Raw genomic sequence first — 15252 nt, forward strand, 5'->3', positions numbered from 1 at the left:
ACTATGACAAACTCACTAGCAACAGGAATAGGTACTCTCTATATCGTTGCCACTCCAATTGGAAATCGTGAGGACATTACCCTTAGAGCATTGCAAGTACTGAAATCCGTTGATTTTATTCTGGCAGAAGACACCCGCCATTCTCTGCAACTATTAGCCTCATTGGGGATAAAAAACCAAGTGCATTCGCTGCATGCTCATAATGAACATGAAAAAAGCCAACAGCTTATTGAGCATTTTTTAGCAGGAAAATCAGCTGCCTTAATTAGTGATGCCGGAACACCATTAATCAGCGATCCGGGTTATGTTTTAGTTAAATTAGCTCGAGAGCATGAGATTCCAGTTGTTCCCATTCCCGGAGCCTGTGCATTGATTACTGCTCTCTGCGCCGCAGGTGTTCCTTGTGATTCTTTTTTATTTTCTGGTTTTTTACCAGCAAAACATAATGCACGCAAAGCCAAACTTGAATCCCTAAATAACGAAATGCATACGCTGATTTTTTATGAATCAACTCATCGTATTCTTGACTGCCTTGATGATATAGCTGCAGTTTATGGTGAAGGCTGTACACTAGTTTTAGCCAAAGAATTAACTAAAACCTTTGAGCGCTTTATTAGTGGAAACGTGTTGGAAGTCAAAAATTGGTTAATGGCAGAGCCCGCGCATACTAAAGGCGAGTTTGTTTTAGTAATCCCGCCGCGCCCAGAGCTTGCGGAGCAAGAAAATCATGAAGAATTACTGGCTATCTTATTAGAAGACTTACCATTAAAGCAAGCAGTTGCTATTGCCTGTAAATTGACAAAGGCGAGTAAAAACGAGCTTTATGATTTAGCATTACGCATAAAAAATTAAATCTATACAGGAATGAATTTCTAGTTCGCGTTTAGAATCTAAAATTATAGTTGATTTGATCACCAATTTAATCAAAGATGATTGCGCTTGGTGAGAATATTTTAGATTGCTAAGTTAATTCTTCGCATAATATGCCAAATGATAATTTGCTTACTTAGACCCATTATATGAGTTTAATAATTAAATTTTAAAAAATTATCCGAAAAAAAGTACATGGTGGATTGTTATATGTCACATAAAGATCAATGGCCTAATAAAATTAGGCTAAAAAAGAATATACTGTTACTGCAAGGACCTATCGGAAAATTTTTTAACTATTTTAGAACCTTTTGTTATAAAAAAACTAATGTTGAGCAGGTCTATAAAATTAATTTTCATTTGGGCGAATTAATTTTATACCGCGATAAAAATACTTATTTTTATCGCGGTGGTATTGAAGAGTGGGGGGCATACTTTAAAGAAATCCTAAAAACACACCAGATAGAGCAAATATTTTTGTTATCTCAGCATAGGATCTATCATCAAATTGCAATTGAAATTGCAAAACAATTAGATATTGAAGTTTATGTCTTTGAACAGGGATATGTAAGGCCACACTTTATAACTATTGAACGTAATGGCGTTAATGTAAATACTAATCTGTCTAAAGATCCTAAATTTTATTCTACTCTTAATCCACCTAAAGAGAGGAGTGAAATAAAACCATATGACAGTATTATATTGAATAAGCACGTAAAAAATATAGCAATGCTCCCCTACCACTGGCTAATGTTTGTATTCCACGCCCATATTTATGGTTATGGAATCGTAGTTACGAATTATTTAATAAATAGAAAGCATGTTGCGCAATTCGATGATAGAGGGAAATGGATACCCTACCATATATTTAATTTTCTTAAGCTATTTTTTAATTTATCTACTGATAAACTTAATTTTTTTGTAAAAAATACTCACGACAATTGGGTAAAAAAAAATAAAAAACAGTATTATCTCTATCCTTTACAAGTAGCCAACGATACCCAAATTACATATGGGGCTAATATAACAGTAGAGGAAAGCCTAAAAAGTGTTATTAAGTCATTCAAACATCATGCATCACCAGAAACTTTTTTAGTTATTAAACATCACCCAATTGATAGAGGACATAATAACTATAAAAAATTAATAAATTCTTTATCTAAAAGATATGGCGTTGAACATAGAGTAAAATACATCTATCGATGCGATCTTGATATCACCATCAAAAATGCAATCGGTGTGATCGTAATAAATTCTACAGTAGGACTCACAGCACTGCAGCATAAAGTCCCCGTTATTTGTTTATCAAATACAGCCATCTATAACATCCCCTTCTTAACCTATCAAAAAGGGCTGGATTCATTTTGGACGGAGTCTAAAGACTTCATTGTAAACGAAGAACTATTCAATAATTTTTATTTATACATGAAAAAAACGACTCAATTTCAAGGGGAGTTTTATGCTCCTTATTTCACACAGTGGGAGCAAATGTTTTGTTGATATTGGAGAGGGCAATCACTCTCTGCTATGATATTTCACTTTGCCTAGTACAAGGATATTGTAAATGGAACGTCATGAAGTTATTTCTGCTTATCGATTTATTCTAGGAAGGGAGCCTGAAAATGAAGCAGTAATAGACCAATATTGTGCTGTTGACTCATGGCAAGCCTTACGGAGAATATTTGTAGATTCAGATGAATATCGCGAAAAAAATAGGCAAGTGGAACAAGATAAAGACATTCTCCCCCAAACGCTACTAACAGACCACGATCATCTTCATTATCGAGTACCCAATAGCTTACATCGAAGCTTGCTGCCATTAAAAAAAATACTGGTCCTTGCTCATTGTGGTGGAGAACCTCTGCGAGTAATTGGGCAGGAAATGGGGCTAGCAGTGGAGCACCAGCTACTGAATTACTTATTTGACGAGCCACCACCTCCGCCATCGCTTCCTGCATCTGAATACACATTTCAAGTAATTCAGCCCCCCTTACGCTCCATCACAAAGCATCTTCATATACTTTCTTTACCTTACGATGATCTAGCCGCGCATGAGGCTTTTTTTGAGGAATGTGTCATTGCTGTTCGTAAGTTCTTAGAGCTAGGCAGCTTATGGGGACGGCAGCATGGGCTAGTTACTTTCTTTATGGGACTACTGCCAACACAACAAAATCCTATGGGACGCTTACTTCCGCGCTATGATCTACGCAATATTGTTTATTTTGTTGAGCGCCTTAATATGGAAATAGAAGCTTGCGCACGCAAGTTTCCTAATACTTTTTATTGTGATATCGATGAAATTGCGAGTACTTATGGTAAAAAATACATACAAAGTCACTCGGTCTCTATTAGCAGTCATGCACAAAGTTTAGTTGATTTTGATTTTGAGCAGGATCAAGAACGTATCGTTCCTGCAGTCAGAGCTACAAAACGTTACACTACCAATCAATCATTATGGCAATTATATTGGCTAGAACTACTAGCCGCTTATCGCACCATTATGCAAGTCGATGTAATCAAGGTTATTGTCGTAGACTTGGACGATACCCTATGGCGTGGTATTGCAAGAGAGAATAAGCTGGGAACATTGGAAGGATGGCCTATAGGTTTTATTGAAGCACTGCGCTGGGCTAAACAACGAGGCATTATGTTGGCAATCGCCAGTAAAAATGATCACGATTGGATACAAAAAAATTGGGATGAACTAACGTTTCGTTTAATTGCTTGGGATGATTTTGTTTGCCATTGCATCAATTGGGAAGATAAAGCCACCAATATCACAACTATTGCTAAAAAGCTGAATGTAGGCTTAGAAAATATTTTATTTATTGACGACAATCCCCGAGAAATAGCTTTAGTACAAGAGTTGTTGCCGATGGTGCGTACCGCAGGTACAGAACCACTTTATTGGCGTCGCATCGTGCTTTGGAGTCCGGAAATGCAACGTGCCGTATTGACGACTGAATCAGTAAATAAATCACAAATGATGCAAGCTCAATTACGTCGCGATGTAGACTTACAAAAAATGGATCAAACATCATTCTTAGAAAACCTGAATTTATCTTTAGTGTTCAACATGTGCTATTCCAGTAATGATATTAAGTTCCAAAGAGCATTAGAACTATTAAATAAAACGAATCAGTTCAATAGCACCGGACAAACATTTACGCCAGCTGACTGCGAGCAGCTATTTCAGGATGGGTGGGCCATGCTTTGTGTCAATGCGGAGGATAGTTATACCCAATATGGTTTAATCTCAGTGATTTGGTTAAAACAAAATAACATCAAACAAATGGTTATGAGTTGCCGTGTATTTGGACTTGGTATAGAGGACGCAATTCTTGATAATTTAATTGTAAGAAATTCTAAACATGATTATTTATATTATCAATTTAATAACACAGAACATAATCATGCAGCGAAAACATTTATTGAGCGTCATCATTTTTCAGAAGTTGATTCAGGACGTTACAGCCGATTAATATCATTGCCATTTACCAAGCCTGGCCATATTCATATTAAATCAGCCGCATTAATGGAGGCCAGTCACGAATATGTTTTCTAAGTAAGAGGCTGTGGTTGCAGGGATTGTTGCGCATTAATCAATATCATACCGACCCAGCATTCGTAACATTTTGTAAACAAGATTGGGCTGGAAATCAATATTGCAAATAAAATTAGCTTACCCATTAAGACTGCATTTTAGTGTTAGTGGGTATGCATATTATTATGTATTGATCTTCCCTTTCTGACGGTAAACTCTTTCTATACTTTTTTCGCACTTTTATGCAACCAAAACAACTACATTTAGAAGTAGCCTGGATGCAGTATAGCGAAATCCGGGAAGACATGAGCGCCGCGAATTCTTCAAATACGATCAATCGTCATCGCCCCAATATTAACCACAGGATATACCGCAGATACCATAATATTTAATAATTTCTGCAAGTCGACTGCAGGCGCATTGGACACATAAAGAACATCATTGTTATTAATCATAAACTGCTGCGTGATAAAGAAATTGCTCGGATCGCGTAAATTTACTTGGTATATAATGGGAATATATCTGGATTGTGATTTCGTTTTTAATGAATTGGCCAATACATTCCGCTCCTCAAAACGAAATATAAAAATAGCCCGTGCATCCGCTCGTATATCTTGCAATCCGCCTGCTCGTGCCAAAGCTTGGGCTAGAGAAACTCCTTGAGCTTCAAAATTAATCTCCTCATTTTTACCCGTTGCACCTAATACCGTAAAACTGTGAGGTTTGAATAATGCAGTAACCACATCCCCTGCCTGCAATTCAATATTCTGTTTCGGATCACTAATAATCTGTGCTAAAGGAAGAGCCCCTACTTTATTACCTCGCGTCACTTGTAGAGTAATTTTGTTCACATCTTGTCGTACTCCTCCAGCCGCTGCTAAAGCATCTAATAAACGCTCTCGGTGAGGAGTTAAAGGAACACGCCGGCTGGCAGCAACTTCGCCCACTACCGTAATATCAGAAGAATTATTAGCAGCGATGCGCACCAATACCTGAGGATTATGAGATTTCCCTTTAAGTTGGGCAATAATAGTCGCCTCAACTTGCGCCGGAGTACGTCCTGCCGCACGAATGTTTCCCGCAAAAGGAATACGGATATATCCTTTTGAATTCACCATTTGTCCAGGGAAAATGGTAACTTGTGTTGTCGACTGTCCCGTAGGGTTAATTACCGAACTGTTAAATAACATCGCCGGAGGTGCTTCCCATAAGGACACTTCAATAACATCTCCAGTTCCAATTTTATCTCGCGCTTGATGCGAAAGAGGAAAAATTTCAGAGAAGAGTTGTTTATGTCTATAAGTATTAAGCCTTTGCGCAACCTCGCTGCTTACCTGCACTACACGAATACCATGAGCGGGCGAATTCATTACTTGAACCCTACTTGGCCCAGATGAAGAAAGCCATGCAGGATTAGTTGCACACCCTGTTAACATAGAGCCAGTTAAAAAACCTAAAAAACTGCTTCTTATTACATAAACTAACAACCAATACTCCTTGTTCAATGAGCTCAGATCTTTTATCGCACACCTACAATTAACCGAAGTAAGGCGCGATAAAAACGTTTTAACCATGCTGTTCTTCCAGGAGTTTTTAATTCTTTTTTTAAGATTAATTCGTCTAACGCTTCTTCTGGAGTGATTTTGGTTTTTTTTTCCCAGCTAATATAACTTGGATAAAGCAATAAAGCACCAGCAATTAATTCCTGCAGGCTAAGTTTCCGTGTGCGGCGAGAAGTACTCATCATATCAATGGTCAATCCCCATCCAGCATAAAAAGGTAATCCGTAACAGGTAACAGACTTACCGCGAAGCAACGCTTCAAATCCAGCCAAAGAAGTCATCACGTGTACTTCATCCACATGCTGTAACAGCTGTTCAATTGATACAAACTCAAGATACTCATCACAATATTGTTTTATTTTTTGATCATTAATACCCCGAGCACGTAACCCAGCAACCACATCAGGATGTGGTTTATAGATTAACCATGCATCAGGATTATTTTCCCGTACAGTCTGAACTAAACCTATATTGGTATTAATAACCTCAGCACCAAAAACAATCGATGCGTCAGTTTCAACTTGTCCTGGAACCAGAATAATGCGCTTACCATAGCTTGCTGGTTTCCAATCAGGTCCTGACAAATTATATTTTGTAACGCCACAGGCAACCAAACGTTGGTGAAATAGGCTAGCTCGTTCTAATAGCTGCTCTGAAAAAATGGAATATTGTAAAATTTGCTCCAGATCCGAAGTAGTCGTTGCATTATAATAGATCCCTTGCGTATCAATAACCCAAGAGATAGGCCGAGTCAGCTCAACCCCCAAACCAACGGAACGCAAAAAACCATCTTCTACTCGCAAAATACTAACGTTCTGATTTATTCCGGCTGGCACAGGCCCAGTGCCCCAAAGCAATAATGAAGAACCCGATTTAACACGCTGTATTTGCTGGGTAAAACAAAGCCTGTGCCCCGCAAGAAATCGTTTAATAATAGGCCTTTTCCACAAAGGCATACGCCAAACATAAATCGTAGCACGCTTATTAGGATAATTGGGTGTAGACGTATCCATCACTGAAGAACTTTTCGAGGTATAAATCGCCATCCTTAACTCGCAGTAGCCTGAAAAAAACGCTCCGTTATCAAAAAATGACTCTCCCATGTCGGCACTTTATAATGGGCTAACCGCTTTTGCTGTGCTTGCCTTAATACACTATTTTGTTGCATATAATCAGCAATTGTATTCATCCATTGCATTGAATCCAGAGGATCAATGTATTCAGGAACATCACCACCAATTTCTTGTAATACCGCGATTTTACTCGCAATCACCGGAATACCTGCATTTAATGCCTCAACCAAGGGTAAACCATAGCCCTCGGCAAACGAGGGAAATAATAATGCCTGGCAATGTTGCAAGCAAGAAGACAACTCCTCATCAGGACACTGACTCCACTCCTGAATAAACCCCCGCAGGGTTGGGCAACGATCTAATGTACGTGTTATGTGCTCACACTCCCAGCCTCTTCGTCCAATGAGAATGAGCTTCGGAGTATTATCTCCAAATTGTTCAATTAATTTTTTCCATACCTGCAGCACCATAATATGGTTTTTACGCGGCTCAATAGTGCCTATCATAACAAAATAAGGAGGGACAATAATTCGTCCTGGTAAAGAAGATTTAGGTAAGTTAGTCCCTAATGGCGCGATGCAAGTTACGGGTAAGTTTTTTTCTATGGAGGAGGAAAAATGTACTAAGCGGTCATGAGTATCTTTTGAGTTCACAATAATTCCCTTGGCTAAATCAAGTACATGATGGAGACGGCGCTTATGCTTTTCGTTTTCCCCCAAGCGGCAATATTCTGGATGGGTGAGCGGAATTAAATCATGGATAAAGAAAATAGGCGTGCATTGTGTTTTTGAAACTTCCTGTATGTAGCGCTTCTTTTCCAAATGACTATGCCCTAATATTAACAGGGTGCTATTCGGTTTTTTTCTCAATGAAAAACGTAGCGATCTAAAAACAAACAAACTTAAAGTAAGACGATTGTCATTACCAGACAGTAACAAAAAGAAAAGCTGCTGTGACTGCTGAGCAGATAATTGCCATAGGCGACCAAAATAATAAACCACAGCATATGCAGAGCTTTGATAATGCTTCACATAAGCAAGCATCACTCGATCAATTCCCGTTGGTTTTAACTGCTGCAGTTGCCTACGAATTAAACGAGTAACATCAATGTAAAGAAATGACGGCATGCGTTCTAACCCCATTAGGACCGTGTCGATTAAATTTTCAATTGCCTCTGGACACTCTCCGCTGCAACTCGTTGAGCGCTGGCTCGCAAAGGTAAATTCATACCCATTAAACTGCCTTCCTTAACACACTGAATAAAGGACTCCCATTTTGGCAAAATATTCTCAGGCAAATAGCGCGCAGATACAATTTGCCCCTGTTGTCGTAAAGACTCTTGTATTTGTGATGAATTAGGTTGGTAGAGTACTTTTCTCAACGCATTAACCAAACTAGATACCGCATAAGGATCAAAATATTCAGCCGCATTTCCATAAACTTCTCGATGCACGGGAATATCAGAGGCAACTGTGATTCCACCACAACGCATTGATTCAACCCCTGAAAAATCAAATCCCTCACAAATACTAGGACAAACTGTTGCGGCTGCATGTCGATACAAAAGCCGTAAATAATAAGCAGGAACAGAATTCAATATATAAATGCTTCCTTGTTCAATCCAAGGCTGCATGGCTGTGAGCAATGGCGCATAATCCCAGCCTGGAGCCCCAACAACAAGTAATTTCAGATCAGGATCAACCTCTGTTTTTAATAACTCCCAGGCAGCAACTAAATTAAGATGGTTTTTTCTTGGCTCAATAGTGGAAACAATTAAAAGATAATTCAACTTTTGAGAACCCATTGTCGCGAAACATTCCGCTCCCGTTCCCAACTCATCATCAGTTAATTTCGTTCCTTGCTGCAAATACCCCCTAATAATATTAGGGATATGCTCATGAGAGGATTCCTCGAAAAAGTAATGACTGGAAATCATATTATGTATCGTTATGGAGCGCTCTGCCGCTTCAGGGAAAATTTTAATCAATTGCTGGCGTGTAAATTCAGAAACGCAAGCAAACCACGCCCCAGACATTACGTTACTCATTAAAGCATTGAAGTGCGAGGCTTGATGAAATGATTTATCTGAGATGGTATGCGGCATTAATACAGGAATTGCATCATGGTATCGAACAACAAGTGCGGTATTTTTACTAACTCGTCCTGGATAAGGTGTTTGGCTAATAAAAACGTCAAATTCTTTTGTATTTAATATTGGATATTTCGGTTTATTATTAAAATTCAAAAAACCTAAGCCAACCCCATGAAATGTCTGCCAAGGAATAGAACAAATTTTATGATTCACCGAAGCAACCAACTCAAAATCTGATGCAGGTAAGGTTTTTGCAAAAAGAGTACGCCAAGTAAAGTCTTTAAAATGTTGCGAATCAAAGTGCGTTAACTGCACCTCCCCCAATCCTAAGTACACTTTCCCGTGAATCAAAATGGTAATCAGCCGATGACGCAACCATTTAAGAATAAAAGCTATTTTAGTCCGAGACGTTTTTTCAGATAAGGAAATAATCACACGCGAATAACGATTAAAAAGCCGTGCTTGGCTAAAACTATTCCCATGTAATTTCTGATCACGCTTCCCTTTTGCTAAAAACCTATTAGAGGATTGCAGCATTCCCTCGATATCAAAGGTATTTATTTTACGCAAGCCATACATTAGCAATCGAACTTCTTGAGGAATCCCAGCAAACTCGCCTAAGGCTGGTCTCATTTCAAGCAGTACTTTGGTTTTTTTTATTTCTTTATCCATAATGCAAATTCCCCATAAAATCCATTGCGGTACCTACTGCTCACGCAAACACGCACACCACTAATTATTTTGATTTTTATCATAAAACTCATACGCTTCAGATAAATCAGTTTGCTCATACAGCGAACCATTATGAATGACATAGGCTCGTTTACAATATTGGCGAATTTGCTCTGCTTGATGTGACACAATTAATATGGCCCTATCCTGGCGTTTTTCAAACAACTCGTAGTGACATTTTTCATGAAACCGAGAATCCCCCACGGCAATAACCTCATCAATCAGATAACAATCAAACTCAATAGCCATGGATATCGCGAAAGCTAAACGAGCCTGCATCCCTGAAGAATAATTCTTTACTGGTTCACGAAAAAAAACACCCAACTCTGCAAACTCTTGAACAAAATCAATTTTATCCGCGAAATTTACCCCATAAACACGGCAAATAAAACGCAAATTATCCGCACCGGTTAATGCTCCCTGAAATGCACCACTAAAAGCTAAAGGCCAAGATACACTCATACTTCGTTTTATTTCCCCTTCAGAAGGTAATTCAACACCACTAATTAGACGTAACAGCGTTGATTTTCCTGCTCCATTACTTCCTAAAATTCCTACCTTATCACCTGGAGCAATACTCAAATTTACTCCTTGAAAAACAGTTCTCATCCCACTGCGGGTTGGATACTTCATTCCAACCTGATTAAAATGAATCATTGCAGCACCATATTCTGGGATAATTTTTTAATTTGTAGTAAGCCTAACAAAATTAAGACCAGGCTGCAGGACAATAGATACATCACATCATAATGCGCGTGTACAAAAGAACCAAAATACCCTTCTCGAATGAGTTCCACTCCATGAATCATCGGCACTAATGCAATCCATTTTTGAGCAGTGACAGGCATCCAATCCATCATAAATGCAGCACCTGACAGGGGAAATAATAGATAGGACAAAGGGTGCCAAATAATTGATACTAATTCACTTTGAGTTGCTAAGCCGCCAATAAATAAACCAAGACCTGCACCAAATAAAGCTAACAAACCCCATCCCAGAAATACTTTTAAAATATTTTCGGGTATTTGAACCCATCCAAGAAATATAAAAATAAAACTAAGAATAATAAAAGACCCGGTAACCCCAGCCACCTCAAGGATAATGCGGCAAAAGAACAAATCAATTAGTCGTACGTTACGGTGATACATCAAAGCCCTGTTTGGCTCTAATGCATTGCTACATCGGCCAGGAATGCTGCGCCACAGTAATACTGAAGAATAGCCGGTTAATGCAAATGTGGTTATAGGTAATGAAAAATGTTGATGCGCACCAGAATAACTCCATAAAGCAGTAATACCTAAAGTAAACAGCATAGGCTCCGCAAAAAGCCATAAAAAACCTATATTATGACGCCCGTAGCGAGTAATGATTTCCCGTAAAAGCAAAGCGCCAATAACTCGCTTTTGAATTCGAAAAGAATTTTTAAACTCATAAATCAATTCGTATATCCTGTTTGTTAATCTTGATGTTCCTTTACACCAGCAATAAACATGGAGAGAACACCCCAAACGACTAAGCTTAATAACAATGTAGAACAAATATCTAAAATACGTTTAGGTTCGATAGCACTTTCTGGTGTAAACGGATTTTCAATTCGCTCAAGATATATTTGCTTGCGCGCCGCATCAATTCGAGCCTGCTCAAGTGATGATAATGCTGCTGCCAATTGCTTTTGAGCAAAGGTGTTCTCTAGTTTTAAATGCTCGTACCCTAAGGCCTTGTTTGATAAAGAGCTCTGAGTGCCGGCTATTTGCCCCTTTTGAATTTTAATATTATTTTTTAAAGAGGCGACTTTTTGCCGAAGTACGGGTAATTGAGGGTTTTTAGGGGTCAGTGTGTCCATTTGTCGGAGCTGTTCTTGTTTCAGGATAAGCTCATCTTCTAATTTAGAAACTCTTTGTAACTCTAGCGTTGTTTGTTTTACCGGATCAAACACTTGCTTTTTTTGTCGATATGCGAGCAAGGCTAATGCAGTCTTTTTGGCCTTTTGTTCTGCATTAGCAACCTCAGTCATTGCAAAATGTAACATGTCCTGTCGCGCACGTTTATTAATCTGATTCACTAATGCCTCACTTTTCTGAAGCAATGCTTGATTAATTTCATATGCTTTTTCTGCACTAAATGCACGTACGGTTAAAGTGGAAATAGAGGACGCGCTATCAATTGTCACGCCAATATGTTTTTTATAGTATTCTAATAAAGATTCAAAACTAATATCCCAAGTCAAACCACCAAAACGATTAAAACGATCAATGGCTTTGTTACTGTAATGCGTCTCTATATTTAATTGTCCCTCAAGGAAACGAAGCGCATCACCCGAAAGAATGTAATTTTGAATAATAAAATTATTATTGGGACTACCCATAAGACCTGAATGGCTAAGCATTGAATCTAAACTGTTCATTGCTTTATGTTGAGAATCACGAATCACAAATTGAGATTGCACAACATAGATGTCAGAGGCAATCACACCAAAATAAATCATTGAAAGCAGCACGGGAATCACTACGGAAAATAAGAAAAGCCGATTCATTGAATTGATATAGCGTATCAATTTCTGAATGACGTCAAAAAGTCGTTGTCCGTAACCTCCTCTATCTAAAAAGGATATTTTAGGTCCTAAGGAGACTAATTTTTTAAGAAAATGTTCCACAAGAAAATCATAAATAAGCAAAATTTTATGATAAACAAAATTACTATTAAATTACAGCACTGTATTTAAGTGGCTAAACAAAAAACTCTACCCGGAGGATTTTTATTAATTAAGTTTTGGGCTAGGGCTTTCTTCTTCAATATCTTTTCCAACCAGATCATGCAATTTATTATGTAAGAGCTTCACATTAATAGAATAAGTCTCTATTCGAGAACCATCTTGCAACACCGTAGCGCTATTAGGCTCTTGGCGTGAAAACTCCTCCCCATTAACTAACCAAACTCCTGAGCGCTTTAAATGATTATGACCATCCGCTTGAATAATTACGCCCTGACTAATTGAGGGAGTCACAATTTGATTAGGCTCCATTTTTTGACGTTTTTTAAAAAGAGGCAAGGCCATAGAACTTGAAGAAATAACTTGCACCGCAGGCCCAAAATCATCAGTGGAAAATTCCTCTGCAAATTGTTTTCTTAAATATTTACCTAAAACCCCTTCTTGCGCATCAATACACACACTACCCGCAATGGTTATTCCCTTAAATTGTTTAAAATAAGCCAAAGGCATCAGTTTCTTATCAACAGAACCATGCCAGTACGTATTTCGCTCCGCCTCAGAAAACAGTAGTTCATTTGCAGGAATATCCGCAGGCCCTTTGTTTAATTTATAACTGGCATAAACAATAACCCCATTTTTGAGACCAAGTAACATATTTGTTTTTTGAATCTTAGGCTTATGACCAATCTTCTCTCCCTCAGCATCACTAACCACATCGGAAGTATTTGCAGTCATATTAACCATAATTAATAAAGAGGGATATTTTTGACTAACCTCGCAGTAACCGGCTAATAACTTTTGTTGCGCGGCATAGGGCATAAATAAATTTGTTTTTGCACCAACGACACAATGACTATAAAATTCTGGCATCACACAAATTGCCATTTCATCAGGAAAAAAATTTTTACGTTTTTCCATGAGCTGCTCATTGGATACACCTACATGCAGATCAAATAGAGCTATTTGCTGTTGAATTGATCTAGGTGCTTGTTGTGCGAAAAATCCTGTAGGCATTGATACGGTAGCAATATTTAATTGACGTGGTTCATGTAATATCGGTCTTTCCTGTAGAGGACCTGTAGCTTCTACAAGATCATTCAAATAGTCAATCATGGGATGAGAGTTAACTCTAGGAACTGAAAGCCTGATGAACTCAGCGGTAATATCCATACTCATTCGCGTACGTATCTCTTCAGGCAACACGATTAAGTATGCGATCTTCGCCCAATCAGAAGCAGGAAGGTACGTTACTGCATCAACATTGTCATCATCATCCACCCAGCCGAACCAATCCAGTTTAGTAACATCCCGTAAAAACCTTACTGCTTCAGTATATGCGGTCTTTGACATAATAAACTCGAGTAGCCACATTAATCAAATTATAGACAGTAAATTTATTTAATGAGCAAAACGCCAGGCGGAATGCAAACATGTCCTATAATTTAGATATAGACTATGGGCCTAGAATAAACTAAGCGAACTTAATCATGGATACTGCACTAGTAAAAGAGAAAAAAGGACCAAAGGGGCATCGCGCGTTAGTTATCACGCTCACCATATTATTGGGCTTATTGATCTACTGGTTTCTTGGTTTTGTGATGGATGACATCGGTAATCAAGCAGGTCCCTCTTTGCAAGAAGTTCAAAAAAAATATCAAGACCCTACCTTAGTTAAAAATAAAGAATCTTTTAATCATCAACTGGATAAGCTTGTCGCTAAAGTTGATCAACAAAAACAGCAGCAAGACATCTTACAAACAAGTATTAATAGTTATCGAGATACTATGAATCAGTTACTGGACTTACAAAAAGCCAGTATTCAAAAGGGCATCACCTTTTCTCCTGAGTCTGAAAAAAATTTACAACAGGTAACTAGCTTGTATTTAAATTATCAAAACCAATTTCAAGATTTAAACAGCTCAATCACTAAAGATAATTTGGCAAGACAACAACTACAAAATCAACTCAATGACATAGACCGCCAATTAGATAAGCAAAATCAAAAAGCAGAGAAGGAATATAATGACTTATGGGTTCGCCATAATTGGGCGATGGCAGGATTACAATTGCTGGTTTTAATCCCCTTATTATTGATATCTGCCTACCTATTTCGCCGCTATAGGAACAGTATGTATAAGCCGTTAATAATGGCTGCGGGAATCGCGGTTTTCTATAAAATATATGAGGTTATGCATTATTATTTTCCTTCCTATATTTTTAAATACATTCTGGTTTTTGCCTTAATCTACTTTACCGCACAAACACTAATTTCCAGATTACGTATGGTAGTGACACCTAAACCCGATTGGTTACAGAAGCAATATCGAGAAGCATATCAAAAAGTTCAATGCCCTATATGCCAATTTCCTATAAAACCTGGGTTTACCAAATTTGTTACGGTGGAAAAAGGAGCAAATCCGCCACTAACTAATTCTAATTTACATGGAATTAACCGTTATACCTGTCCAGGGTGTGGAGAGGAATTATTTACACAATGCACGCATTGTTCACATATTCGCTATGCATTATTACCCTATTGTGATTTTTGTGGGGCTGAGAAAGATAATGCATCAAGGTGAATTTTAGGTTCACTCCCAACATCAAACCTCACTTACAGATGGCGACCCTTTTGACGTAATTACTCACTTTCGGCAATATTGCGCTGAAAA

The 15252-nt window shown here is 38.2% G+C and carries 12 protein-coding genes; 4 read left to right on the forward strand and 8 right to left on the reverse strand.

What is annotated here, in order from left to right:
* Window positions 1-3 precede the first annotated feature (3 nt).
* The 3 genes from rsmI to J2N86_RS13890 all read left to right on the forward strand — a co-directional run bounded on the left by rsmI (window position 4) and on the right by J2N86_RS13890 (window position 4435).
* Window positions 4-852, forward strand: coding sequence for a 16S rRNA (cytidine(1402)-2'-O)-methyltransferase (gene rsmI, locus J2N86_RS13880; protein WP_252580070.1), 849 nt, complete (start codon window positions 4-6; stop codon window positions 850-852).
* 228 nt (window positions 853-1080) lie between these two features.
* The gene (locus J2N86_RS13885; RefSeq protein ID WP_252580071.1) at window positions 1081-2370 is read left to right on the forward strand and encodes a capsular polysaccharide export protein, LipB/KpsS family; all 1290 of its coding nucleotides are present in this window, start codon (window positions 1081-1083) and stop codon (window positions 2368-2370) included.
* A 64-nt stretch (window positions 2371-2434) separates the two neighbouring features.
* Window positions 2435-4435 (forward strand): HAD-IIIC family phosphatase, encoded by a 2001-nt coding sequence (locus J2N86_RS13890; protein ID WP_252580072.1) that lies wholly within the window; start codon window positions 2435-2437, stop codon window positions 4433-4435.
* A gap of 302 nt (window positions 4436-4737) precedes the next feature.
* Here J2N86_RS13890 and J2N86_RS13895 read toward each other — a convergent pair whose 3' ends face one another.
* From J2N86_RS13895 to J2N86_RS13930, 8 genes are all read right to left on the reverse strand, one after another.
* The gene (locus tag J2N86_RS13895) at window positions 4738-5901 is read right to left on the reverse strand and encodes a polysaccharide biosynthesis/export family protein (RefSeq protein ID WP_252580073.1); all 1164 of its coding nucleotides are present in this window, start codon (window positions 5899-5901) and stop codon (window positions 4738-4740) included.
* Between the two features lie 32 nt (window positions 5902-5933).
* Complete coding sequence (locus J2N86_RS13900; RefSeq protein WP_252580074.1) at window positions 5934-7022, reverse strand: capsular polysaccharide export protein, LipB/KpsS family; 1089 nt, start codon at window positions 7020-7022, stop codon at window positions 5934-5936.
* A 2-nt stretch (window positions 7023-7024) separates the two neighbouring features.
* The gene (locus J2N86_RS13905) at window positions 7025-8176 is read right to left on the reverse strand and encodes a glycosyltransferase family 4 protein (protein WP_252580075.1); all 1152 of its coding nucleotides are present in this window, start codon (window positions 8174-8176) and stop codon (window positions 7025-7027) included.
* Between the two features lie 29 nt (window positions 8177-8205).
* The gene (locus tag J2N86_RS13910) at window positions 8206-9813 is read right to left on the reverse strand and encodes a glycosyltransferase family 4 protein (RefSeq protein ID WP_252580076.1); all 1608 of its coding nucleotides are present in this window, start codon (window positions 9811-9813) and stop codon (window positions 8206-8208) included.
* 60 nt (window positions 9814-9873) lie between these two features.
* Entirely contained in the window at window positions 9874-10530 is a 657-nt protein-coding gene (locus tag J2N86_RS13915) for an ABC transporter ATP-binding protein (RefSeq protein ID WP_252580077.1), read from the reverse strand.
* On the reverse strand, window positions 10527-11312 hold the full coding sequence (locus J2N86_RS13920; RefSeq protein WP_252580078.1) for an ABC transporter permease: 786 nt from the start codon (window positions 11310-11312) through the stop codon (window positions 10527-10529). The genes J2N86_RS13915 and J2N86_RS13920 overlap by 4 nt, the downstream gene beginning before the upstream one ends.
* 17 nt (window positions 11313-11329) lie before the next feature.
* Complete coding sequence (locus J2N86_RS13925) at window positions 11330-12526, reverse strand: capsule biosynthesis protein (protein WP_252580079.1); 1197 nt, start codon at window positions 12524-12526, stop codon at window positions 11330-11332.
* Window positions 12527-12631: 105 nt separating this feature from the next.
* A complete protein-coding gene (locus J2N86_RS13930) occupies window positions 12632-13933 on the reverse strand; it encodes a hypothetical protein (RefSeq protein WP_252580080.1) in 1302 nt (433 codons plus the stop codon).
* Window positions 13934-14070: 137 nt separating this feature from the next.
* Here J2N86_RS13930 and J2N86_RS13935 point away from each other — a divergent pair, with 137 nt between their 5' ends.
* Entirely contained in the window at window positions 14071-15162 is a 1092-nt protein-coding gene (locus J2N86_RS13935; RefSeq protein ID WP_252580081.1) for a hypothetical protein, read from the forward strand.
* Window positions 15163-15252: the final 90 nt, after the last annotated feature.

The sequence above is a fragment of the Legionella lytica genome, assembly GCF_023921225.1.
Lineage (GTDB): Bacteria > Pseudomonadota > Gammaproteobacteria > Legionellales > Legionellaceae > Legionella > Legionella lytica.